The organism is Campylobacter sp. RM9328 (genome assembly GCF_012978615.1).
Window position 1 is genome coordinate 36,341 of sequence record NZ_LIWF01000012.1, and the last position, 23,958, is coordinate 60,298.

A 23,958-nucleotide genomic window follows, 5' to 3' on the forward strand; every position below is an offset into this window, starting at 1 on the left:
AAAAAGGAGTATTATACAATAATAAAAAATTATTTTAAATATTTTTTTTACAAACAGGAGCACTTTTAGTAAGGATATCATGTAAATTTAATCTATCCTTCCTAAAAAAACAAAGCAATAACCCAACCACACTAAAACCGGCGATAGCAAAACAAATATATCGCAAGATGGCGTGAATAAAACCAACCTTGCGCCCAGTAGCTAAATTTATAAGGTAAATTCCTTGCGCCCTATAACCTGGACTTTGGGCACTTATTGCAAAAAATAGCGATAAAAGCAGGCAAAAAGCGATGTTGCACATAAGTATGGCAATTTGCGAATTTTGAAAGTCGTTTTTGCCATCCATTATAAGATAGGTCGTTATATAAAGGATCGGCATGAAGATTATAAACATATCGATAACAAAGGCTTTAAAGCGCAGATACACAGGCGCTATCGTAGCCTTTGTTTTTGGCATTAATTACCCCTACTTCCGGGCTTTATCGCTTCGCTTCCGTTTTTGCAGAGTGGACAGTCGCTTGGCTCATAAATTTCAAATTTGAAATTTCCAAGCGCAAAAAGCGGCTTATTAAATGGCAGCTTACACTCAGGTTTTCTATCGCTGTTAATGTTTGCAAGTGAGCAAAAACCACGATTGGCAAGTGCGGCAAAACCAACTACAACACCGCCAAGCTCTTCGATTATCCTAGCGCTTTCAAGAGCCGAGCCTCCAGTAGTAATGATATCTTCACAGATTATAAATCTCTCGCCCTTTTTAACCTCAAAACCGCGTCTTAGACTCATAATCTTATTTACGCGCTCGGTAAATATAAATCTTTTTTTAGCAGCACGCGCTAGTTCGTAACCCGCCAAAACTCCGCCTAAAGCAGGAGAACAAACGCTATCAAATTCAACACCGCTTTTAACTATTACGCTTGCTAGCTCGTCAGATAATTTTCCGGCTAGTTCAGGGTTTTCAAGAACCTTTGCACTTTGTAAATAAAACTGCGAGTGGTTGCCACTACTTAATAAAAAATGACCCTCCAAATACGCTCCGGCTTCGCGATAAATTTGCTCTAAATTCATTATCAAACCTTTAAAAGTTCAGCCTCTTTGTCTTTAACAAGAGTGTCTATTTTTGCATTGTAAGCGTCAGTTATCTTTTGAACTTCCTCTTGTCCTTTTTTGCTCTCATCCTCGGAAACCGCTTTATCTTTTTCTAGCTTTTTAACATCATCATTTGCGTCTTTTCTGATGTTTCTTACGGCAACTTTTGCCTTTTCGCCCATTGCTTTAGAGCGTTTTACGTTTTCTTGGCGTTGCTCGATAGTCATAGGTGGGAAAAACAGCTTAACGCATTCACCATCGGAATTTGGATTAACACCGATATTTGCGGCTTGTATAGCAGATGATATAGCCTTTATCATGCTTTTTTCCCAAGGAGTTATCGTGATAGTTGAAGCATCACTAGCAAGAACGGTAGCGACTTGATTTAAAGCGGTCATAGAACCGTAGTAATCAACCGTGACATTATCAAGGATGTTGATATTTACTTTACCTGTTCTTAGTGTTGTAAAATCTCGCTTAAGGGCGGCTATAGCTTTTTCGCAACTCTCTTTTTGGGCTGAATAAATTTCATTTAACATTTTTTTCCTTTATTAAAATTTTTATGCTTTTAACCTAAGCCGGTGCAAGTCTTGCGGCTTCAAAGATCGTTTAATTAAGAAGCCGTAGCTGCAAAACCTTAAGTCTAAAATTTATAAAACCGCAAACCGCCAAAAGCGATTATGCGATGATTATTTTGCTGCCGGAACAGGTGCGCTAGGAGCTTCCGGCACTGCCGGTGCAGCTGGACTTTGTGGTATTACAAGCGATTTTACGTCTACACTATCTACCAACGAGCGCTTCATGTCTTTGTTGTAAAAATATCCAAGAACCAGTGTGTTTAGTATAAAAAGTAAACCTACGATAAAAGTAAATTTAGCTAAAAATCCCGCCGGTCCCTTTGCTCCAAACAAGCTTTCGTTGCTACCGCTATATGCGCCAAGACCTATAGACGAACTTTTCTGCAATAAAACCGCGATAGTGATAACTACAGCCAAGACGAATTGTAAAATTAAAAACAATACACTCACTGAAATTCCTTTAAATTTGAAAAATATTGATGGCCATTATACAAAAAAAGTTTTGAATTTTGATTAAATTTGCTTTTCTATCTCGTAAAGCTCATAGCGTATGGATTTGAATAATTCGGAGTATTGCAAATCAATAAGTTTAAAGCACTCTTCAAGCACACGTGCGCTCTCTTGAGCTCTTTTTAAATTTGCCACAGTTAAATCGCTTAAATTTGTTCTAGCTTGCTCGGCCTTTGTGCTTGGTTTTAGCACATCGTTTGCGGCATCTCTAAATTTAATATACTCTTTTGAAGAAATTTTTGCCTTGTGGCGGAGGTTTTTTATCTTATATGCGAGGTTTGCCTCGTCAAAGACATAACGCATTATATCCTCAACTACGCGCAAACCCTCTCTTAAGCGATTTAAATTTGCATCTATCACGCGATAAATGCGTTCATTTTCACTCATCTCTTCCAAAAATTCCTAAAATTTGAAGAAGCGAAGTAAATAAATTCACAAAATCAAGATACAAGGCAACAGCACCCTCGATAGGTGTTTCATAGTTACCGCGGATAATATTTTGCGTATCATAAAGTATGTAAGCACTAAACAAGATAGCGCCTATACTAGCTATCGCTAGTTGAACCAAAGGACTTGCAAAGAAAATATTTATCAAGCTTGCCACGACGATAACAACAAGGGCGATAAAAAGCATCTTGCCCATTGTAGTAAAATCGCGCTTTGTATTCATAGCAAATACGCTAAGAGCACCAAATGCAACAGTCGTAAGGGCAAAAGCTTGAGCTACGATACTAGCGCCACTTGGCATACTTAAGATGGCAGATAAAAGCGGGGTAAGCGTAAGACCGCTAACAAATGTAAAGGCAAATAATAAGACCATATTTAGCCCCTCTTTGCGCTTAGCCGCCATAAGACCGAAAAGCAAAACAAATTCGACTATTACAAGTCCCCAAAATAGCATTTTGTTGCCCGCAAAAACATGCGCCATGCTAATGCCCACATAAGCACCCGCAGTAGCTGAAAGTAAAGATGCGGCAAAAAGCTGATAAGTTTGCTTAATAAACGAACTTAACGAACTTTGAGAATACGCAACCTCTTCTCTTTGAGAGCTTTGATCAGCGTAGTTTCTGTTATACAAACTCATATTAACTCCTTAAATTTTTTCCCTAAATTTAGCCAAAAATAGGTAAATAATAATTAAAATTTTACTTAATTACGAAAAAATCACAAACATGTTCGTATTAAATAAAATTTGATATAATTAAACACAATTAACGTTTTTGGAGATCTGATGCAATCACTACTTGAAGGTGCCGTTAAATTTATGGAAGACGGCTTTTTGGAGCATAAAGAGCTTTTTGAAAGCTTACAACACGCTCAAGATCCACACACCCTTTTTGTCTCTTGTGTTGATTCTCGTGTTGTGCCAAACCTCATCACAAACTGCCTTCCTGGCGAACTTTTTATGGTAAGAAATATCGCAAATATCGTCCCTCCTTACCGTGTAAGTAGCGAATTTTTAGCTACTACATCGGCTATAGAGTATGCGCTTGAGGTATTAAATATCAAAAATATCATAATCTGCGGTCACTCAAACTGCGGAGGATGCGGGGCGCTATATCAGGACGAGTCTAAATTTATAAACACGCCAAATGTTAAGAACTGGATAAAGCTGATAGAGCCTATAAAATACGAGGTCTTAAAATTTACAAGCGACGATCCTGCAAAAATGGCTTGGCTAACAGAGCGCTTAAATGTCATAAATTCGATCGAAAATATCCTTACGTATCCAAATGTCGAGCGTGATTATTTAGATGGGAATTTAGCTATTTACGGCTGGCATTATATAATTGAAACGGGAGAAATTTTTAGCTATGATTTAGAGAGTAAAACCTTTAAACTTTTAGCTATCAGACAGGATACTCATGAGTAAAATTTTACTTGCGTTTTTACTATGCTTTAACCTTGCTTTTGCGGGTGAAAAAGGCGAAAACAACCAAACCGCTTCGCTTGAGCCAAAAAATATAGTAGAAGCCACCGCTCAAATTCAAACCCTAAACGGGCAGATACAAATTTTAAAACTACAGCAACAAGACTCAAACGCCTCAAATACAAGCGCTTCAAATTTATCTACTCTTGAAAAGAGAAAAGAGAAGCTTTTAGACAAAATTCCATTTCTTATCATGCAAATAGACGTCAAACAAAGCGATATAGATAAATTTAAAGCACGAAAAAATTCTGCAGAAAACAAGGTCGCAAGATATGAAAAGTCAGGCAATAAAAAGCTCTTTGCACAAAATGCCATCGAGCTTGAACAGCTAAGGATAAGCGAAGCCTACTATACTGCACTCATAAAGCTTGAAGAGTTGTTTAAAAAGGGTGCAAAAGACAGTCAGATAAAAGATCTCATCGTAGCCGAGCTTTTAAATTTACAGACAAATTTATACCTAAACATTAAAGATCTAAAGGAATTTTTAGGCGATGATGTGGCGACATATAGCAACGAGATCGCCCTGCTTGAACTGCAAAAACAAACATCTGAAGAAATTTTAACATATATAAAAAACAACGCCGCACTTTTAAGCTCAAGCTTCATACTCTCTGAGTTAAATTTAAAAAATGCGATCGATCTTATAAATGAAAAAGTTCCCGTCAATACAAATAAATTTAATCTCGGCAAGACGGCCATTATAATTTTTATATTTTTATTTTTTATATCACTAACAAGACTTTTAGCAAAATTTACCTACTGGTTTATCTCGCTATTTGCAAAATTTGAAGGTAGCGAGGACATAAAAGATCAAATTCTTGACATCGTCAAACGACCGATAAGTTCGATACTTATAATCTATGCACTAAATATCTGCATAAGGATCGGCTACTATCCTGTGCCTATGCCTATAAATATCGCAAATACCTTTTCGATAATTTATATCTTGGCATTTGCCTGGCTACTTTTAACCATGCTTGATGGATACGGACTTATACTAATCGGCAAGATCGCTCAAAAAAGCGGACGAAAAGAGGTTGTAAATTTAATCCTTAAAATTATATATTTTATCGTTCTTACGATAGCAATCTTGCTTGTTTTAAGCCGCCTTGGATTTGATATATCGGCACTTATCGCCTCCCTTGGCATCGGCGGTTTGGCTGTTGCTTTTGCGGCAAAAGACATCATCGCAAATTTCTTTGCCTCGGTTATGCTTCTTTTTGATAACTCCTTTTCACAAGGCGACTGGATAGTTTGTGGTGATATAGAGGGAACGGTTGTCGAGATAGGACTTAGAAAAACAACGGTTAGAAGCTTTGATAACGCACTTATATTTGTGCCTAACTCAAAGTTGGTAAGCGACCCTATACGAAACTGGACAAGACGTAAAATCGGACGCAATATCAAGCTTACCATCGGACTTACTTATAACTCAACCATTAAGCAGCTTCAAAAATGTATAGACGACATAAGAAACATGCTTCTTGATCATCCAAGTATATCAAAGCCTGATAACGGTGGTCAGTTTATGGCAAAAGATAGCAGGTCTAGATTTAAACAAAATATCGTAAGTATCGATGATCTAGCAGGTTATAAGAGCAACTTAACCGTAGCGCTTGATAACCTAAACGACAGCTCGGTGGATATTGTTGTAAACTGCTTTGCCAAAACAACCGTAGGCGCTGAATACGTCCTTGTAAAGCAAGATATTATATTTAAGATCATGCAAATCGTAAGCGAAAACAACCTTTCGTTTGCATTCCCAAGCCAAAGTCTTTATATAGAAAATACAAATTTACCACAAGATGAAATTTTACAAAAGGAGAATTTATGAGCACGGAATTTGAAGACGACTTCGACTACGAAGAGAGTATAGGAGATGATGACTACGACTCATCTAACACGTATAGTTATAATTATGACGAAAACGACTATGACTACGATGATGGTGACGAGGAAGAAGATAGCTACGAATCTTATTAAATGCTATTAAAATTTACATAAAGGAAGTTGCACTTTCATGAGCAAAGAAGTAGGACATGCTAGTTATAAAGCCGTAGAAAATATCTACAAAACGCTTTTATACATTTTAATCATAATAAATTTAACCTGTGTGCTTTTGTTCTACTTTATAAATGCAAATATCGCTATATTTTACGCCATGTCGGTGATTGTATTTGTATTAATGAGGTTAAATTTTAACATCAAACACAGCATGCTAATATCCGTGCTGTTTCATGCAAATACGATTATCGGCGCTACCTTGGGTTCTATGGTATTGGGCTGGGCTTCAGGTATGTGGATCATGCTTGCATGCACCATACTTGTAAATTACTTTTTGGCTTTTGACTCAAAACGTATCACATACGCGATCGTTATCATGGAGCTGCTTATATTAATAGCACTTTACTTTTTTACAAAAGATATCAACATCGGGCTTTCGAAAGAAATTTTACTTATAACAAACACGGCGAACATTATCTTGATATTTTATACAAGGATAAAACTTTCAACATACGCCGACATTATAACGGCAGCTGACTATCAGCGACTTAAAAACGAAACGGATGAGTTTGAAAAACTTTCAAAAAGAGACTTTCTCACCGGTCTTTTAAATAGGCGCTCTATAAAAAATATCCTAAGATACGAGCTAAGCGCGTTAAAAGAGAATGAAAATCCAAACTCAAATTTAGTCGTTATGCTTGGCGATATAGATAACTTTAAAACGATAAATGATACATTCGGACACGAGCGAGGAGATGCGGTTTTAAAAGATGTCGCCGATATGCTTGTAAGTATCTTCAGAAAAGATGACTATATCTGCCGATGGGGCGGGGAAGAATTTCTCATAATACTTCCGAATACAAAAACCGACTTCTTATACAAGATCACCGCAAGGCTTACTCGAAGCATAAATTCTATCAAACTACCCGATAAATCAGCTGTGAGTATGACATTTGGTATGGTTGTTTGCACAAATAAAACGATCATCACGATGGACGAGCTTATAGGCAAGGCAGACGCCCTGCTTTACCAAGGTAAAAGAAACGGTAAAAATCGCATAGAATGGAAATTTGACTAGTGAGTATCTTTGTTAAAAATATAAAAAGAAACATAAATCCGGAGCTATTTTTACAGATAGTTTTAACCCTGTCATTGATAACTCACATTGTGTATTTTGTTTTATTTCTCATCGCAAAAGAAGAGAGCCTAGCCGTAGTTAATATATTTTCGATAATAAGCTATATATTTTCGATTAAAATTTTAATAGACAACAAAACAAACGCAAAACTATCGTTTTTTATATTTCAAATAGAAACATTTGTATATGTATTTATCTGCACTATGGTGCTTGGCTGGGGATACGGCTTTGGTTTATTGTTTTTAACCTCAACGTTTACCATGCTCTTGCCCGCATTTGCTTACAGAAAAGTCAACCACACTATCATAACGATACAAACCATAGCCGCCATTATATGCTTGCTGTTTCTTGCGGGAGAACCAAATAGACCATATGACGCGTGGCGTGATATTTTCATGGTGATAAACCTTAGCGCAATGACCTTTTTTGCTATAGCTATAGCCTATCTGCTTGAAGTGTCTAACAAGCTAATCTACGCAAGCGTCTTAAAACAAAAAGAGAAAATTCGCATGATAGTTAACCACGACCCATTAACAGGGCTTTTAAACCGAACTTCTATGAATAGCGTCATAGACAAGAAGAGCCTTTTTGAAGATGTAAATTTCTCCATCGTAATGTGCGATATAGACAACTTTAAAATCATCAACGATACTTACGGACATAGCGCAGGAGACGCGCTTTTGGTTGATTTTGCAGGAATTTTACACAAAACATTTAAAGAAAACGACTATGTTGCTCGCTGGGGCGGAGAAGAATTTCTTATCATAATTTACAACGCGACATCTGGCGAAGCTCTAAAAAGTATGCAACAAGTAAAAGAGCTGATAAGTCAGTCAACAACCACATATCAAAACACCGTCATAAAAGCAACGATGACATTTGGTATGGTATCGCACGATGGAAAAGAGCCATTTAATATAAAAGACATGATAAGACAAGCCGACACACTACTTTATCAAGGTAAAAAACGAGGTAAAGATATCATTGTAAATGAAAAATACAACCACGCGCTATGGGGGGGGAGCACCCCTAAATAACACAAAGCCCTCTTTATATCAAATCCAAATTTAAAGTAGATAAAATTTAAAGATTATGACGGAGGTTATCCGCCATAATCATAAAGAAGTTTTAATTGCCATACATTAAATTTGGCAACCAAAGTGAAATTTCAGGTATATAAGTTACAAGTATAAGCCCCACAAACAGCGTTAATGTCCATGGTAAGCACGACATGATAACATCTTTTAAGCTCATGCCCGTTAGTCCGCTAGTAACAAACAGGTTAAGCCCCACAGGTGGCGTGATCATGCCTATCTCCATATTCACGATAAGAACTATACCAAAATGTATCGGATCGATACCTAGCATAGTAGCTATAGGTAAAAGCAGCGGCACCATGATCATAACAACAGATGACGGCTCCATAAACTGACCCATGATAAATAGCAATATATTTACGATGATCAAGAATGTTATCTTGCCAATATTTGCACTTAGCATAGCATCCGCGATAGCTTGAGGTATCTGCTCACTTGTAAGTAGATATGCAAACACAACCGCGTTTGTAATGATGAAAAATATCATCGCGGTAGTCATCGCCGAGTCAAGACATATCGCCCAGATGTCCTTAACTTTTATATCCTTATACACAAAAAGCGATATAACAAGCGCATAAACGGCACTAGCCGCAGCAGCCTCGGTCGGAGTAAAAATTCCGCCGTAAATTCCGCCTATAACGACAACAATGATCAAAAGCGCCCAAAACGCCTTACCGAATTTCTTAATACGCTCACTCATCGGCTCAGGAGTAGTTGCCTTAAAGCCTAGTTTTCTTGCTCCGATATAAGTTTGAGCTATCATCATAGCACCAAGCATAACACCCGGTATAACGCCCGCCATAAATAGCTTACCTATACTAACCTCAGCCGTTACACCATAAACGATCATAACAACAGAAGGCGGTATCAAAATTCCAAGTGAACCCGCAGTCGAAATTCCTCCTACGGCGTAAGTTGCGGGATAGCCCGCCTCTTTTATAGCTACAAACATGATAGAGCCGATCGCAACAACCGTTGCAGGAGAACTTCCAGAAACTGCCGCAAATATTATACAAGCAAATATCGCACTCATCGGAAGACCACCAGGCAAATGTCCTACCATAGACTTTGCAAATTCTATAATACGCTTAGCAGAACCACCTTTGCTTAGTAAATTTCCCGCCAAGATAAACATAGGTATCGCCATAAGCGAAAATTTGTTTATACCGTCAAATATAAGTTGAGGAATTCCCGCTAGCTCCAAGTCTGTAAAAAGTATCATAGTAAGCACAGTGCTTGCGCCAAGTGAAATGGCTACAGGCACACCTATAAGCATAAGCCCAAAAAGAGCGATAAATAAAAACGCTATGGTCATTTTTGCTCCTTTTTAACAACAGAAACAGCATCTCTGATGGTTTCGGCTTCTGCATTTACGATAACTTTGTCGGCAGGTGTTTTGGCTATCTCGAAAATTTTCTCTCCGGCCCTATAACTTGCACCCAAAAATGCTATCGGAAGAACAAGCATTGGTATCCATTGAGGAATTCCAAGGTCAACGCTCATAAATTCCATCTCGTGAAGTATCATGAGGTATTGAACACCGTAAACTACGATAAATAACAAAAATACCGTTGTTAGGATACTTGAAAATATCATATAGATTTTAGCGATCTGTGGAGGAAATTTTTCTATTAGTATGGTTACGCTTATATGAATGCCCTTTTTAAAACCATAAGCGGCAGCGAAAAATGCAGACCAGATGAAAAGGTAGTTTACCGTTTCACCTGCCCATGCCCAGCCACTGTTAAAACAGTAGCGCATAACGACATTGATAAAGGCTAGCAGCGTCCCGGCTGCTATACCTACGACGGCGATCGTCTTGTTTACACTAGCGATGCCGACATCTAAAATCTGAAAAAATCTTTGCATAGTATTACTTTGCATTTATAGTTTTTTCTACTAGATCTTTACCTATGATATCGTAAAATTTAGGATAGATAGGTTGCATAGCCTCAGACCATTTAGCTCTTTGAGTATCATCAAGTTTGAAAATTTCAAGCTTCTTAGTCTCTGCTGCGTATTTTTCAAGCTCTGCTATAACGTGTGCGTCCTCTTTAGCGGTCTCTTCACGCTCATAATCAGTAGCCTCACTAAGTGCTTGAGTAACATACTTTTTCATATCTTCAGGCAAACTCTTCCAGAATTTATCGCTAACTACTACAAGATAGCCAAGATATCCGTGGCTTGAAAGCGTAAGCGAACTTTGAACTTCATGGAATTTTGTGTTATAGAAATTTGAAAGCGGGTTTTCAGTCGCATCTACAACGCGTTGTTGAAGCGCAGAGTAAACCTCCGAGAACGGAAGAACTTGAGGGTTGCCTCCGACTGCTTTCATTTGTTCTTCTAAAACTTTTGAGCTTTGAATTCTAAATTTTTGTCCTTTAGCATCTTCGGGATTTACGATAGGTTTTGTGCTTGAGCTAAAGTGTTTAAAGCCCGCATCCCAATAATCAAGCGCAACAAAACCTTTTTTAGTAACTAGGTCTTTTAAAGCCTGACCAACTTCGCCGTCTTGAACTTTATGCAGGTGATTTTCATCTGCAAATATAAACGGTAGATCAAAAAGCTGAAACTGTGGAACGATAGGCGTAAATTTTGAAAAACTAGGCGCTGCCATTTGAACGTTGTTTAGCTTTAAAGCACCAAATACACGATCATCATCAACAAGTTGAGCCGAAGGGAAAACTTGAACTTTTATCTTACCGCCGCTTATCTCCTCAACGCGTTTTGCGAAGAAATCAGCCGCTTTTCCTTTTGGTGTACTTGCCGCAACAACGTGCGCGAATTTTATTGTATATGTTTTTTCAGCTGCAAATGCACTTACTGCAACTGCGCAGCTTAGTATTGTTGAAATTAAAACTTTCATGAGCTTCTCCTTTGTTTGGTTTTAAGCCCATTATAATATTTAAATTTTTGATTTTGTATAGTTTGTTACATTTAGTTACTTTTATTTCATTACAAATGTTACTTTTTTACTCATTTAATATTTTAAAAGTGGTAAAAATATCCTATAAACGATAAAAATACTCAATTAATAATTTAGTTACAAATTTGTAATATAATGTGACTTGTAAAATTCAATATATAAGGAACCAAAATGTTTACACTAAGACAACTTCCGTTTGACGCTAAAACAAATGCTGTAGTAAGCGAGCAAACCTGTAATTACCACCACGGCAAACACCACGCAACTTATGTCGCAAATTTAAATAACCTAATAAAAGATAGCGAATTTGCAAATGCAGGACTTTATGAGCTGCTAGTAAGCGCTAAAGGCGGACTATATAACAATGCGGCTCAAGTTTATAACCACGACTTTTACTGGGATTGTATAGCTAAAAAAAGCCAGATGAGCCAAGAGCTACAAGCGGCGCTATCAAATGAATTTGGTAACTTTAAAGACGAGTTCATTAAAGCCGCTACAACACTTTTTGGTTCAGGCTGGGCATGGCTTGTTTATAACCCGTCAAGCCAAAAATTAGAGATCGTTCAAACTTCAAATGCCGTAACTCCGGTAACCGAAGGTAAAATTCCACTTCTTGTTGTAGATGTTTGGGAACACGCGTATTATATTGATAACTTCAATGCTCGCCCAAAATACCTCGAAACATTTTATGAAAACATAAACTGGGAATTTGTCTCATCTGCTTATGAGTGGGCAAAGAAAGAGGGTTTGAATTCCGTTAAATTTTATATCGACGAACTTCACGGAAATAAATAACAGTTACCATTTGTAACATAAGTCTTAGGTGAACTACACCTAAGACAAATTTATCATTTTGCGTTTTGATAAGCCAAAACTCCGGCTTTTAATCGCCTAAGCCCTTCCAAAACTCGCTCTTTTTGGGTTGCAATATTCATTCTAACAAAACACTTTCCACCACGATATGCATTGCCGTCATTTAGCCAAAGTCCTGCTTTTTCTCTTAAAAATTTAGTAAATTCGCTTGAATTCTCACAAATTTTAGAGCAGTCTAGCCATAACAAATAAGTGGCGTCCGAAGGAACTAGACGGATAGGTAAATTTTCTCGCTCGATAAATTCCTTAACCAAGAGTTTATTTTCATATACATAACGATTTAGCTCATCAAGCCATGCCTCACCCTCGTTAAATGCGGCTATAGTTGCCGTTATAGCAAAGGCGTTTGCTTCGGCAACCTCGTCTGTATTTAAAGCTCTGTTCATCCTGACTCTTAGAGTTTTGTTTGGAACGATAACGGCTGAAGTCTGAAGTCCTGCGATGTTAAATGCCTTTGTGGCAGAAACGCAAGTGATAGAGTTTTGCGCACAAATTTCATTTATACTAGCAAATGGCACGTAACTTTTCCCGGGATCGGTCAAGTCGCAATGTATCTCATCACTAAGCACTAAAACGCCGTATTTATAGCAAAGCTCACCGATGCGAGCAAGATCGGTTTTGCTCCAAATTTTACCTGCTGGATTTTGAGGGTTGCAAAGCAACATCATAGTCGTGAGCGGATCTGAAAGCTTTTCTTCAAGATCATCAAAGTCGATACAATACTCACCATTTTCATAAACAAGGTCGTTTGATAGGACTTGTCTGCCGTTGTTTGTTATGCAGTTAAAAAACAGATGATAAACCGGGGCTTGGACTACTACCTTGTCTCCAACGCTTGTAAATTTGCGCACGGCAGAGCTCATAGCAGGAACTATACCCGTGCAAAACATCATGGAATTTGGCTCAAATTTTACTCCATGTCTGCGTTGCCACCAAGAGCAAATCGCCTCATTCCACTCATTTGGGATATACGAGTAGCCAAATACGCCATTATCAAGTCTTTTTTGTATAGCAGATAAGATTTCTGGTGCAGCCTTAAAGTCCATATCTGCCACCCACATAGGCAGTTCATCGCCATTGGTGCGCCATTTTGATGAATTGGTGGCACTTCTGTCAACCAAGGTATCAAAGTCGTATTTCATGCTCTTCCTTTAAATTTAGCTTATTTCCCTGATCAAAAGTTGCGGAGTGATGAGTCCGCGAAATGAATTTTTTGAAACCGAAAATACTATGTCTATGACATCACCCGCTCTTGCATGATGATTAAAGTTAAAAAACAGCGCCTCAAGCGTCTTATCATCTTTTTGCAATATAAGCTTTAAGTGGTTTTGGTCCCTGCCTATGAGGCGTTCATTTTTCACTAAAATATCTCGTATCTTAAACACAGGGCGTGGATTTTTCTGCCCGTAAGGCTCGAAAGACTCTAAAATTTCAAGCAACTCAAAGTCGATTTCGTTCGCATCTATATCACCAAGCAACTCATCTGAATGAAGAAATGTTTGCAGGTCATCCATTAAAAAGCAGCTTTGATTTATCGCCTTTTTAAATTTCTCTAAATTTTCCGGATCGCAAACAAGCCCTGCCGCACCCTTGTGTCCGCCGTAACTATTTAAAAGTTCGTCATGTTGTGCGATAAGCGAAAGTATATCAAGCTTACCAACACTTCTGGCACTGCCTTTGGCTCTTCCTTTATCTACGCTAAAAACTATAGCCGGCTTACCAAAATGCTTTGCTAAACGGCTTGCAACTATGCCGATAACCCCCTCATGCCACTGCTCACCCCAAGTTACGATAATCTCGTCATTTTCAGAAACATCCTTTAACGAGCACTCAAAGAGCGTCCTCTCCTCTTCTTTACGAGAGTTATTAAATTCTATGATCATGTCAAGGTATTCATAGGCTTCGTTTATGTTTTTAGAGCGTAAAAAATAAAACGAATTCATCGCATCATCCATGCGACCGGCCGAATTTATAAGAGGTGCGATAAGAAAACTAATGTCGTCACACTCGAATTTATCCTTGCCGTAAAATTCTTTTATCGCTGTAAATGCGGCACGTTTTGAGCTGTTTAACCTTATAACTCCCAGTTTAACAAGCATCCTATTCATATCTCTTAATTCCATCATATCAGCTATGATAGCTATAGCTAAGAGCTCTAAAAATTTCGCCATATCATAGTTTAGTTTGCAAATTTCTTTCATCGCGCCAACTAAATACCACGCAACTTCTGCACCGCAAATTTCGATATTTGGAAAGGAGCAGTCAGGCTGCTTTGGGTTAATGATAGCATAGGCCTCAGGCAAGATAAGCGGGGGCATATGATGATCTGTTATGATGAGATCAATGCCCTTTTCTTTACAAATTTTGGCTGCCTCGTTTGCACTTATGCCGTTATCAACGGTGATGATAAGCGATACGTTATCATCGAGTTCATCGATCATATCAGGACTTAACCCGTATCCATCCTTAAAGCGATTTGGTATGCGAACTTGATAGTTGCTAACTCCCAAATCATCAAAAAATTCTGCCAATATCACACTAGAGACGACGCCGTCTACATCATAATCCCCAACAATGACTATATGTTCTTCACGCTCTATCGCCTCTTTGATACGCGTCGCGCCTTTAAAGATATCCTTTAAGACGCTTGGAGTAGGAATTTCAGAAAGCTTCTTGTGTATGTCTTTGCTAAATCTAAGCTCTAATAAATTCCTAATCTCCTCCTTACTTAGCATGGTTTGCTATACTAGCGCGTATAAAGCCCAGTATTGTTGGGTTTGGCTTTGTTAAACGCGAAGTAAATTCAGGGTGAAACTGCACTCCTATAAACCATGGGTGGTTTTTGATCTCGATAGCCTCTATCAAGCCGTTGCTTTCACCGCTTACTATAAGCCCGGCTTTTTCAAAACTCTCTCTGTATTTTGGATTTGCCTCATAGCGATGGCGATGGCGCTCTTTTACGGTTTTTACCTTGCCGTAAATTTCACTTAACAAAGAATTTGCTTTTATGTCACATGCATAAGCGCCAAGTCTCATAGTGCCACCTAACGGGCTTTTATGTGTGCGAATTTGCTTTTGACCGCTAGCGTCTATAAAGCTGTCTATTAGATAGATGATCGGATTTTTGCATTCGGTATTAAATTCGATCGAATTTGCATCTTCGAGTTTTAAGACATTTCTTGCAAATTCTATAAGTGCAAGCTGCATGCCAAGGCAAATTCCAAGATACGGGATCTTGTTTTCACGGGCAAATTTTATCGCCTCGATCTTTCCGCTAACACCGCGTTCGCCAAAGCCGCCTGCCACCAAAACACCGTCAACATCTTTAAGCAACTCTTCGACATTCGTTGGCTCTATCTTCTCGCTATCTATCCACTTTAAATTTACTCTTGCGTCCAAATTTGCTCCTGCATGGATGATACTTTCGGTTAGACTCTTATAACTCTCTTTTAGATCAACGTATTTGCCTACAAAAGCTATAGTCGTCTCGTCAGTTGGCGCGATGATACGTTTTACCAAACTATCCCATTGCGACATATCAGGTTTTAGCTCGCCAAGCCCTAAATTTTCAGCTATAGGAGTTAGTATGTCTTGCTTTAAAAACGCAAGCGGAATTTGATAGATACTTGCGCTGTCCGAGCTTTCTATAACGCAATTTTTCTCCACGCCGCAACTTGACGCGATCTTATCTTTTAACTCACGGTTTAGAGTCATTTCGCTTCGGCATATTATCATATCGGGGCTTATGCCGATACGGCGAAGCTCGCCCACACTGTGTTGTGTAGGTTTGGTCTTTAACTCGCCGGCAACTTTTATATAAGGCACGAGCGTTAGGTGGATATTCATAGCGCGTTTTTTACCAACCTCAACACGAAGTGCACGGATAGCTTCTAAAAACGGCAAACCTTCGATATCGCCGACTGTTCCGCCGATCTCTACTATCAAAACGTCTTTACCCTCTCCTGCTTTTTTGATACGGTCTACGATCTCACCAACGATATGAGGTATAACCTGTATCGTCTTACCAAGGTAGTCCCCTCTTCGCTCTTTTTCTATAACGGCGCTATAAACGCGACCTGTCGTAAAGTTATTATCCTGACTTAGGCTTTCATCTAAAAATCTCTCATAATGTCCAAGGTCAAGGTCTGTCTCCGCACCGTCATCCGTAACAAAAACCTCACCATGTTCAAGAGGGCTCATAGTTCCCGGGTCAACGTTTATATAAGGATCTGCCTTTAGCATACTTACCTTTAAGCCGACATTCTTTAAGAGTGTGGCGATACTAGCAGCCGCGATACCTTTACCAAGTGAGCTTAAAACGCCACCTGTTATAAAAATATACTTCGTCTCTTTAACCATAAATTTTCCTTTATTTTAATATTTTAATGGCTCAATTATATCTTTTTAAATTTAAAATACACCATGTTTTAATCACAAAACACCCACAAAAGCGGTTTAAATATATAAAGAGCAAACAGGAAAATTCGAGTAAAAACGACATTGTTTCACGCAAAATGACTTGATAACTAAACCTAGTTTAAGTTTGATTGTTATAGACTTTGCGGATGAGTAAAAACTATCTAATAAATTTCTTTAAACTATACAGCGACGGCTTTAAAAACATGAAACTCGGCAAGAGGCTCTGGGCGATTATTTTAATAAAGCTTCTCATTATGTTTGGTATACTTAAGATATTTTTCTTCAGTGAAACACTCAATACCAAATTTCAATCAGACGACGAAAAAGCAAATTTTGTCATTGAAAATTTAACAAAAGAGTAAAAATTTATATTTATGTTGGATACAAAAGATGAAAATTTTTATAAATTTGGCATTAGCGCTGGTATGCGTATACATGTGCCTAGGAACCGGGAGATTAACATACAGTGGAGGATACAACGAGCTTTTAAAGCTACTTCTTAATACCTTATATCTTTATGGTAGCGTTTGGCTTTTTGTGAAATTTCGCTATATTTTTTGGCTGATATTTTTCCCTTTCGTGCTATTTTTATGCTTTTATGCACCGGTGGGACTTACAAACGGTATGGTAAATGAGGCATTTGTAATGTCGATATTTGGCACCTACTTAAGCGAGGCTAGCGAATTTTCAAGAACTCTGCCTGCAGAGTATGTTTTGCTTTCGATTTTTTCTTTATCTTTGATAATTTATCTTAGAAAAACAAACAAAACAGTTTTAACAAAAAGGCAAATTTTTATATTTTTTACACTTTTTGCCGTAGCCACAGCTACTGGAAAACTCTGGGGTATAGCAACTACTAGTTCTTTTTTTAAGTCAATTAAGTTTTTTCAAAAATCATACAACGACTTAAAACTATATCAAAACACGGTCATAAAGCCGCAATGGCAAATAAAAAGCATAGATAACAAATACCAAAACCATGTCGTTGTTATCGGTGAGAGCGCAAGACGTGACTATCATGAAATTTACGGCTATAGCGTCAAAAACAACCCGTTTTTAAGCAGTGTAAACGGCACTTTCATAGACGGCTTTAATGCAGTCGGGATAAACACCATCCCTTCACTCAATGGAACTTTAAATCACAATAGAAATTTAAATTTAAACATCGTCGATCTGGCAAATTTAAGCGGCTTTGAAACATTTTGGTTTTCTAACCAAGGCTATCTAGGATACTACGACACACTTACTACCTTGGTTGCTAAACGCGCAAAAAATGTGTATTTCATGCCAAAAGAAGGAGGCGGTAAATTTGATAGCGATTTGGTTGGTCATTTTGCTAAAATTTTTGATACTCCATCACAAAAACCGCGTGTTATATTTTTGCATTTTATAGGCTCTCATCCGATAATTTGCAACAAGCTATCTTCAAAAGAGTATCTTAAATACCCAGACGAAGCGACATTTAAGATAAACTGCTATGTCGAAAGCATAAGGCAAACGGACAACGACCTTAAGTCGGTTTATGAAATTCTGACAAGAAATTTACAAGAAAACAACGAAAGTTTTTCTATGATATATTTTAGCGATCACGGGCTAACTCACGTCAAAAAACCTGTTGAACTTTTGGCGGTAGAACATATAGCAAAAGAGCATTTACAGGTGCCTTTACTTAAAATTTCAAGCGATGATAATGGTAGAAAATTTATACAAAACGAGAGTTATCAAAGCCATTTTCCACAAAGCTTTGCAAAATGGATCGGTGTGCAAACTGAAAATTTTAACGAGATAAGTGATGTTTTTGAAGAAGTCAAACAAGATGATTTTTTAAATTCAAAAATGCTGATAAAAAATATAAGCGGTGATCCCGCAATTGATATTAGCAGCTTTAAATAGCCGTTTTTAGCAAATTTATTTAAAAAAAATGAAATTTGTATTATAATCGAGAATAATAATTTTTTTTAAAGGAAAAATATGGCTGAATTAGCTTCGGTTGATTGGTCTAGGGCACAGTTTGCATTAACGGCTCTGTATCATTTTCTATTTGTTCCGCTCACACTGGGACTTAGCTTCATTATCGCGATAATGGAGAGCATTTATGTCAAAACAGGCAACAAAGAGTGGCGTGACATAACCAAATTTTGGCTAAAACTTTTTGGCATTAACTTCGCTATCGGTGTTGCGACGGGCATCATAATGGAATTTGAATTTGGCACAAACTGGGCAAATTACAGCTGGTTTGTGGGTGATATCTTCGGAGCACCGCTTGCGATAGAAGGACTACTTGCGTTCTTTATGGAAAGCACATTCTTTGCCGTAATGTTCTTTGGTTGGGATAAAGTAAGTAAAAAATTTCACCTTATCTCTACTTGGCTTGTTGCGATCGGCTCAAATTTAAGCGCACTTTGGATACTTGTCGCAAACGGCTGGATGCAATACCCTATCGGCATGAAATTTAATCCAGATACCGCAAGGATGGAGATGGAAAATTTCTTCGAAGTAGCACTTAGCCCGGTCGGTATCATTAAATTTTTACATACGGTTACTAGCGGATATGTCATCTCTGCACTTTTTGTTATAGGAATTTCGGCATGGTTTATCCTAAAAGGTCGTCATCTTGTTATGGCAAAAAAGAGCATGATAGTAGCTACTAGTTTTGGACTTATCACGTCTTTGTTTTTACTATTTAGCGGTGACGAGAGCGGATACCAAGCTGCAAAAGCTCAACCCATGAAACTAGCTGCAATGGAAGGTCTTTATAAGGGAGATACTAGACAAGGTCTAGTCGCTATGGGAATTTTGGATCCAAGTAAAAAACCCGGTGATGACAAAGACCCGTTCTTAATAGACCTTGAAGTACCTTACATGCTATCTTTGCTTGGCACAAGAAGCATAGAGGGCTTTATACCGGGGATCGACGACTTGGTTTACGGAAATGAAACACATGGCGTAGAAAGTGTCGCAAGCAAGATGGAAAAAGGCAAAATCGCAGCCGACGCACTTAAAATTTATAAAGAAGCTAAGAAGTCAGGCGATACGCAAACAGCCCAAGATGCTGCAAAAATTTTAGATGAAAATATGAAATTTTTAGGCTACAACTACCTTGATAAACCAGAAGATGCCATTCCTCCTGTAGCAACTACATTTTACAGCTTTCACCTTATGGTTACACTTGGGGGTTACTTTATAGCGCTATTTTTGGTTGTTACCTACCTTTGCATGGCAAACGAGATCGAAAACTTTCCAAAACTCCTTTGGCTTTGTGTGCTTAGCATACCGCTTGGATACATTGCGGCTGAGGCAGGATGGATAGTGGCAGAAGTCGGTCGCCAACCTTGGGCGATACAAGACCTCATGACCGTAGGTGTCGGCGCTACAAATTTAGCCGATACAAACGTGAAAATTTCTTTCACGCTATTTGCCGTGCTTTTTACGACGCTACTTATAGCTGAGATAAAAATCATGTCAAAACAGATAAAGATAGGATTTGAAAGTCATGTTTAGTTTAGAAATTCTTCAATTTTACTGGTGGTTTATAGTTAGTTTGCTTGGCGGGCTGCTTGTGTTTATGATGTTTGTTCAAGGCGGACAAACACTTATCTTTTCACTCGCTAAAAACGAACTTCAAAAAGATATGATCATAAATTCTATCGGTCGCAAATGGGAGCTTACCTTTACCACGCTTGTTATGTTTGGCGGCGCTTGTTTTGCGGCATTTCCACTCTTTTATGCAACAAGCTTTGGTGGTGCGTATTGGGTTTGGCTTGCGATCTTGTTTTGTTTTATACTTCAAGCTGTAAGCTACGAATACCGCAAAAAACCTGATAATTTTCTAGGTGTAAAAACTTATGAAATTTTTCTTTATATAAATGGCTCGCTTGGCGTTATCTTGATAGGAATGGCAGTTAGTACATTTTTTTCAGGAAGCGACTTTATGCTAAATGAAAGAAATTTCGTTGATTGGCAAACACCTTGGCGCGGACTTGAAGCTTTAGCCAACCCGATGCTATACCTGCTTGGTCTTGCGATGTTTTTCCTGTCTCGTATAGGCGGTGCTTTATATCTTATAAATAACATAGACGACGAGGAGTTAAGGGCAAACGCAAGAAAAGCGGTGCTTAAAAATACCATTTTGTTTTTACCGTTTTTCTTGGCATTTTTGTTTTGGATACTTACAAAAGACGGATTTGAATACGATGCAAACGGCGTGGTTACGCTAAGCAAATACAAATACTCTCTAAATTTAGTAAAAATGCCTATGATCGCACTTGCGATGACTGTTGGTGTCGTAACCGTTCTTTATAGTATTTTTAAAGGTGCTTTTACAAAGAGTATACACGCGATCTTTCCTTATGGACTAGGTGTAGTCTTGGTTGTTACTTCATTGTTCTTGATCACAGGACTAAACAATACCGCATTTTATCCGTCGTTTAGCCATCTACAAAGCTCACTCACGATCAAAAATGCAAGCTCCAGCCACTATACGTTAAATGTAATGGCCTATGTGAGTCTGCTTGTACCGGTAGTACTGGGCTATATTTTCGTCGTCTGGCGTGCAATTGATAGCCGCAAAATCACGACTGATGAGATCGCAAACGACCATCACGCATATTAAGGAGAGATGATGACATCAGCTATATTTTTCTTTTCGCTTTGGATAGTCGCGCTATTTGCGAGCTATAAATTTGTCCTTCTAAACATAAAACAAGTCGAAAAATATCCCGAGAGATATTTTGACAATCTAAAAGACACAGATCAGAGCCACTAAAATTTTGCCAAGCGCTAGCTGCGCTTGGCTCCAGTTTCCTCTAATTTTCCCCCAAATTTCAAATTTCCACACTAGTCCTTAAAATTTAATTTTTGTGATAGCTTTGCGTGTAAGGCCGCTGATATAATTTCGCTAAATATTCCAAAAGGAGATAAGATGTTCTACTTTTGGTTTTGCTTGTAACTCCTGTGACCAAAGTAAAACAAGCAGGACCAAACGTAAGCAGATTTTCTCTTGCTTCAAAAAAGCAAGCATAAATAAACTCAAAATTTTAACATTGCTGTCATATATAAAACACGAATTTACTCCACCGCTAAAACATACCCGCTTTCAAAGTGATTTTTGATATTTATGCCTAGCTCTTTTTTTAGGCGACTTACGGCGTTTTGTATCGCGCTTTTGTTGATAGGTTCGTTTTCGTATACGAATTCTTCTATCATATCGTAAGTTACGAGCTTGTTTAGATTATAAGCGAAAAGCCAGAAAAATTTATTTTGCAAAAACGTGAGATAGACCTCCTGTCCGTCTTTGTAAATTTTCTCCTTAGCTAAATTTATAGCTACTTTATCGCTTATTTTGACGAGTTTTTCATCGGCTTTGCAAGTAAGAGTTATGAGCATAGAGCGCAGATCTTGGATATTTATAGGTTTAGTTAGAAATAACGCGGCTCCGGCTTCCACGCTTTTAAGCAGATTATTATCCGTATCATACGAAGTAAAGACTATAAATTTTTGATGCGGCTTGACGGCCAAAATTTTTTTTATCATATCAAAGCCGTTAAGCATAGGCATATGAATATCGGTAAGTATGATATCTACGTTAAATTTATTAAATTTCTCAAGCCCCTCAAGTCCGTCCGCAGCCTCAAATACGTCCTTGCAGTAAGGCTTTAGTCCGCTAAGTAGCATTTGACGAGCCATATCGTCGTCTTCTACGATCAAAATCGATAAATTTTTTAGTAATTTAAGAGACTCTTCGGTCATATTTTAACCTTTCAAATTCATTTCAAAACTAAGCTCAAACACGGTCGGCATCGCTTTATTTAATAGCGTTAAATCGCCCCCAATCTTCTCGTTAGCTAATTTTTTAGCAAAATACAGCCCTATTCCACTTCCGTGTTTTTTAGTAGTTCTAGGCTCGGCAAAGATCGCTTTTGCCAGCTCATCGCTTACTCCGCCGCCAAATTCGCTCACGTCGATATAGCACCTCTCGTCGTCAAATTTTACGTCTATAGAGATTCGGCGACTAGCGACGTCGTCTTTAAATTTATCCGTTAGAGCGTCTTTTGCATTATGAAGCAGGATAAGTAAAATTTGCTGAATGATGTTTTCTATCTGCGTTACCTTTTTATCCTCGAATTCGTTTAAATTTACGCTTACGTTGGCGCGACTTAGCTCTGTATGCATTAGGGTTAGTAGATTTTTAATGCTTTGCTTGACGCTAAATTCGCTCAAGCTTTCATTCGTATTGTAAAAATTTCTAAAAATCTTTATCGTATCGTTTAGAAGCATGACCGACTTTTCACCGCTTACAAGCATATCTTTTAGCGTCTTTTTATCTAGTTTATCTTCGTATTCAAGCATAAGCAGCGTAGAAATCATCAAATTTAACGAATTAACGGGCTGAATAAACTGATGATTTATGCCGCTTATTAGCTCGCCTGCTTCGCTCATTTTTGCTTTATGCGCAAGTATTATCTCATACTCTTTTTTGCGTTTATTTATCTTGGCATACATAAGATTATGAAGCAAATTCGCGATTAACGCCAGCGCGATAAATCCAAAAAGTAGCGCGACGCTATTTTTACCGATATCGCCTATCAGTTTACTAGTCTCTTTGGAGTTATCGGAGCCCGCGCCCACAAACCAATTTAGGTATTTAATCTCTGAAATCGCAATGAAATTAGAGCCTAAATTTAGAGTCTTCTTATCAATATTGGTTAAAAATAGCTCCTTAAAACTCTCCTCGATATCTTTTTTTAGCTTTTGATCGCTCATAGGGGTTAAAATTTCGCCGCTATGAGTAACGATGAACGAGTAAGAATCGGGCGGAAGTTTAAAATTTTTAATCTTTTCAAATATGCTTTCTACTTTAACCACTCCGCATAAAACCGCGGCGAATTCTCCGTCCATATAATTAGGTACGCAAAAATTTAAGGTGCCTTGATTTAAGGATCGATGTTTATGCATAAAATTTACCGTAGGGCCTTGGACGTTTTTTGTTTCGACATACCATATAAGACCAGATCTTGGCGCTATATTATCGTTTGGCGGTATCTTTTCGCCGTTTACCCATATATCACCTTTTTCGGTTAAAAGCTGAACGACGTCGAATTCGGGAGAATTTTCATAAAAGTTTTTAAGAAAGCTTGCTGTCTGAGAGTCGCTTTTTAATATATTTGAATGCTCTATAAAATTAGAAGCTCTATTAACGGCGTTTATCCTCTCGTCGAACCAAAACCCAAAGGTATCTAAGATATTCTCGCTAATAGTTATCTTGTTTTTATTAGATAGCTCTATTAATCTATCTTTAGCGCTTTCGTAAGTATTTACTCCTAGTAATACGACAAAGACGCTTGCGATAATTATCACCATATAAATGTTTATATTGCTAAAATATCTTTGCTTCATAA

At 38.0% G+C, this 23,958-nt stretch carries 25 protein-coding genes; 11 read left to right on the forward strand and 14 right to left on the reverse strand.

All coding sequences use genetic code 11. The features are described 5' to 3' along the window. Positions 1-34: 34 nt before the first annotated feature. The 6 genes from CCAL9328_RS08415 to CCAL9328_RS08440 all read right to left on the reverse strand — a co-directional run bounded on the left by CCAL9328_RS08415 (position 35) and on the right by CCAL9328_RS08440 (position 3,258). On the reverse strand, positions 35-457 hold the full coding sequence (locus CCAL9328_RS08415; RefSeq protein WP_170000434.1) for an RDD family protein: 423 nt from the start codon (positions 455-457) through the stop codon (positions 35-37). Then, positions 457-1,065 carry an orotate phosphoribosyltransferase gene (pyrE, locus tag CCAL9328_RS08420; protein WP_170000435.1) on the reverse strand — a complete coding sequence of 203 codons (609 nt, stop codon included), beginning with the start codon at positions 1,063-1,065 and terminating at the stop codon, positions 457-459. Before pyrE ends, CCAL9328_RS08415 begins: the two co-directional genes overlap by 1 nt. Positions 1,066-1,067: 2 nt before the next feature. Further along, positions 1,068-1,625 carry a ribosome recycling factor gene (frr, locus tag CCAL9328_RS08425; protein ID WP_169938304.1) on the reverse strand — a complete coding sequence of 186 codons (558 nt, stop codon included), beginning with the start codon at positions 1,623-1,625 and terminating at the stop codon, positions 1,068-1,070. Positions 1,626-1,775: 150 nt separating this feature from the next. Next, the gene (secG, locus tag CCAL9328_RS08430; RefSeq protein WP_169938306.1) at positions 1,776-2,114 is read right to left on the reverse strand and encodes a preprotein translocase subunit SecG; all 339 of its coding nucleotides are present in this window, start codon (positions 2,112-2,114) and stop codon (positions 1,776-1,778) included. A 63-nt stretch (positions 2,115-2,177) separates the two neighbouring features. Further along, complete coding sequence (locus CCAL9328_RS08435; protein ID WP_169938307.1) at positions 2,178-2,561, reverse strand: thiamine-phosphate pyrophosphorylase; 384 nt, start codon at positions 2,559-2,561, stop codon at positions 2,178-2,180. Further along, positions 2,554-3,258 carry a Bax inhibitor-1/YccA family protein gene (locus CCAL9328_RS08440; RefSeq protein ID WP_169938309.1) on the reverse strand — a complete coding sequence of 235 codons (705 nt, stop codon included), beginning with the start codon at positions 3,256-3,258 and terminating at the stop codon, positions 2,554-2,556. Before CCAL9328_RS08440 ends, CCAL9328_RS08435 begins: the two co-directional genes overlap by 8 nt. Before the next feature lie 147 nt (positions 3,259-3,405). Between CCAL9328_RS08440 and CCAL9328_RS08445 the strand changes: the two genes are divergently transcribed. From CCAL9328_RS08445 to CCAL9328_RS11305, 5 genes are read left to right on the forward strand one after another with little or no spacing between them, the layout of a single operon-like run. After that, positions 3,406-4,047: a carbonic anhydrase gene (locus CCAL9328_RS08445; RefSeq protein ID WP_169938311.1), complete on the forward strand. Its 642-nt coding sequence runs from the start codon at positions 3,406-3,408 to the stop codon at positions 4,045-4,047. Continuing rightward, entirely contained in the window at positions 4,040-5,938 is a 1,899-nt protein-coding gene (locus CCAL9328_RS08450; RefSeq protein WP_169938313.1) for a mechanosensitive ion channel family protein, read from the forward strand. The genes CCAL9328_RS08445 and CCAL9328_RS08450 overlap by 8 nt, the downstream gene beginning before the upstream one ends. After that, complete coding sequence (locus tag CCAL9328_RS08455; protein ID WP_169938315.1) at positions 5,935-6,087, forward strand: hypothetical protein; 153 nt, start codon at positions 5,935-5,937, stop codon at positions 6,085-6,087. Before CCAL9328_RS08450 ends, CCAL9328_RS08455 begins: the two co-directional genes overlap by 4 nt. Positions 6,088-6,124: 37 nt before the next feature. Next, complete coding sequence (locus tag CCAL9328_RS08460; protein WP_169938317.1) at positions 6,125-7,186, forward strand: GGDEF domain-containing protein; 1,062 nt, start codon at positions 6,125-6,127, stop codon at positions 7,184-7,186. After that, on the forward strand, positions 7,186-8,283 hold the full coding sequence (locus CCAL9328_RS11305; protein ID WP_170000436.1) for a diguanylate cyclase: 1,098 nt from the start codon (positions 7,186-7,188) through the stop codon (positions 8,281-8,283). Before CCAL9328_RS08460 ends, CCAL9328_RS11305 begins: the two co-directional genes overlap by 1 nt. A 91-nt stretch (positions 8,284-8,374) precedes the next feature. Here CCAL9328_RS11305 and CCAL9328_RS08470 read toward each other — a convergent pair whose 3' ends face one another. The 3 genes from CCAL9328_RS08470 to CCAL9328_RS08480 are packed head-to-tail and all read right to left on the reverse strand — an operon-like array spanning position 8,375 to position 11,209. Further along, positions 8,375-9,658 carry a TRAP transporter large permease gene (locus tag CCAL9328_RS08470; protein WP_170000437.1) on the reverse strand — a complete coding sequence of 428 codons (1,284 nt, stop codon included), beginning with the start codon at positions 9,656-9,658 and terminating at the stop codon, positions 8,375-8,377. Further along, positions 9,655-10,212 (reverse strand): TRAP transporter small permease, encoded by a 558-nt coding sequence (locus CCAL9328_RS08475; protein ID WP_169972384.1) that lies wholly within the window; start codon positions 10,210-10,212, stop codon positions 9,655-9,657. The genes CCAL9328_RS08470 and CCAL9328_RS08475 overlap by 4 nt, the downstream gene beginning before the upstream one ends. A gap of 4 nt (positions 10,213-10,216) precedes the next feature. Continuing rightward, a complete protein-coding gene (locus CCAL9328_RS08480; RefSeq protein ID WP_169938325.1) occupies positions 10,217-11,209 on the reverse strand; it encodes a DctP family TRAP transporter solute-binding subunit in 993 nt (330 codons plus the stop codon). Between the two features lie 231 nt (positions 11,210-11,440). On the opposite strand from CCAL9328_RS08480, the gene sodB reads away from it, so the two are divergent. Continuing rightward, positions 11,441-12,064 (forward strand): superoxide dismutase [Fe], encoded by a 624-nt coding sequence (gene sodB / locus CCAL9328_RS08485; RefSeq protein ID WP_169972385.1) that lies wholly within the window; start codon positions 11,441-11,443, stop codon positions 12,062-12,064. A gap of 53 nt (positions 12,065-12,117) precedes the next feature. Here sodB and CCAL9328_RS08490 read toward each other — a convergent pair whose 3' ends face one another. From CCAL9328_RS08490 to pyrG, 3 genes are read right to left on the reverse strand one after another with little or no spacing between them, the layout of a single operon-like run. Continuing rightward, positions 12,118-13,284 carry a MalY/PatB family protein gene (locus CCAL9328_RS08490; RefSeq protein ID WP_169972386.1) on the reverse strand — a complete coding sequence of 389 codons (1,167 nt, stop codon included), beginning with the start codon at positions 13,282-13,284 and terminating at the stop codon, positions 12,118-12,120. 15 nt (positions 13,285-13,299) lie between these two features. Next, on the reverse strand, positions 13,300-14,877 hold the full coding sequence (gene recJ / locus CCAL9328_RS08495; protein ID WP_169972387.1) for a single-stranded-DNA-specific exonuclease RecJ: 1,578 nt from the start codon (positions 14,875-14,877) through the stop codon (positions 13,300-13,302). After that, a complete protein-coding gene (pyrG, locus tag CCAL9328_RS08500; protein WP_169972388.1) occupies positions 14,867-16,501 on the reverse strand; it encodes a CTP synthase in 1,635 nt (544 codons plus the stop codon). The genes recJ and pyrG overlap by 11 nt, the downstream gene beginning before the upstream one ends. Positions 16,502-16,707: 206 nt before the next feature. Between pyrG and CCAL9328_RS08505 the strand changes: the two genes are divergently transcribed. From CCAL9328_RS08505 to CCAL9328_RS08525, 5 genes are all read left to right on the forward strand, one after another. Continuing rightward, entirely contained in the window at positions 16,708-16,923 is a 216-nt protein-coding gene (locus CCAL9328_RS08505; protein ID WP_169972389.1) for a DUF4492 domain-containing protein, read from the forward strand. Positions 16,924-16,951: 28 nt separating this feature from the next. Then, the gene (locus CCAL9328_RS08510; RefSeq protein WP_170000438.1) at positions 16,952-18,454 is read left to right on the forward strand and encodes a phosphoethanolamine transferase; all 1,503 of its coding nucleotides are present in this window, start codon (positions 16,952-16,954) and stop codon (positions 18,452-18,454) included. Positions 18,455-18,532: 78 nt separating this feature from the next. Further along, entirely contained in the window at positions 18,533-20,062 is a 1,530-nt protein-coding gene (locus CCAL9328_RS08515; protein WP_170000439.1) for a cytochrome ubiquinol oxidase subunit I, read from the forward strand. After that, the gene (cydB, locus tag CCAL9328_RS08520) at positions 20,055-21,173 is read left to right on the forward strand and encodes a cytochrome d ubiquinol oxidase subunit II (protein WP_169938368.1); all 1,119 of its coding nucleotides are present in this window, start codon (positions 20,055-20,057) and stop codon (positions 21,171-21,173) included. Before CCAL9328_RS08515 ends, cydB begins: the two co-directional genes overlap by 8 nt. A gap of 9 nt (positions 21,174-21,182) precedes the next feature. Continuing rightward, positions 21,183-21,326 (forward strand): hypothetical protein, encoded by a 144-nt coding sequence (locus CCAL9328_RS08525; RefSeq protein WP_169938342.1) that lies wholly within the window; start codon positions 21,183-21,185, stop codon positions 21,324-21,326. A gap of 302 nt (positions 21,327-21,628) precedes the next feature. Here CCAL9328_RS08525 and CCAL9328_RS08530 read toward each other — a convergent pair whose 3' ends face one another. Then, a complete protein-coding gene (locus CCAL9328_RS08530) occupies positions 21,629-22,309 on the reverse strand; it encodes a response regulator transcription factor (RefSeq protein ID WP_169972392.1) in 681 nt (226 codons plus the stop codon). A 3-nt stretch (positions 22,310-22,312) separates the two neighbouring features. Beyond that, the gene (locus CCAL9328_RS08535; RefSeq protein ID WP_170000440.1) at positions 22,313-23,956 is read right to left on the reverse strand and encodes a sensor histidine kinase; all 1,644 of its coding nucleotides are present in this window, start codon (positions 23,954-23,956) and stop codon (positions 22,313-22,315) included. Between the last annotated feature and the right edge of the window lie 2 nt (positions 23,957-23,958).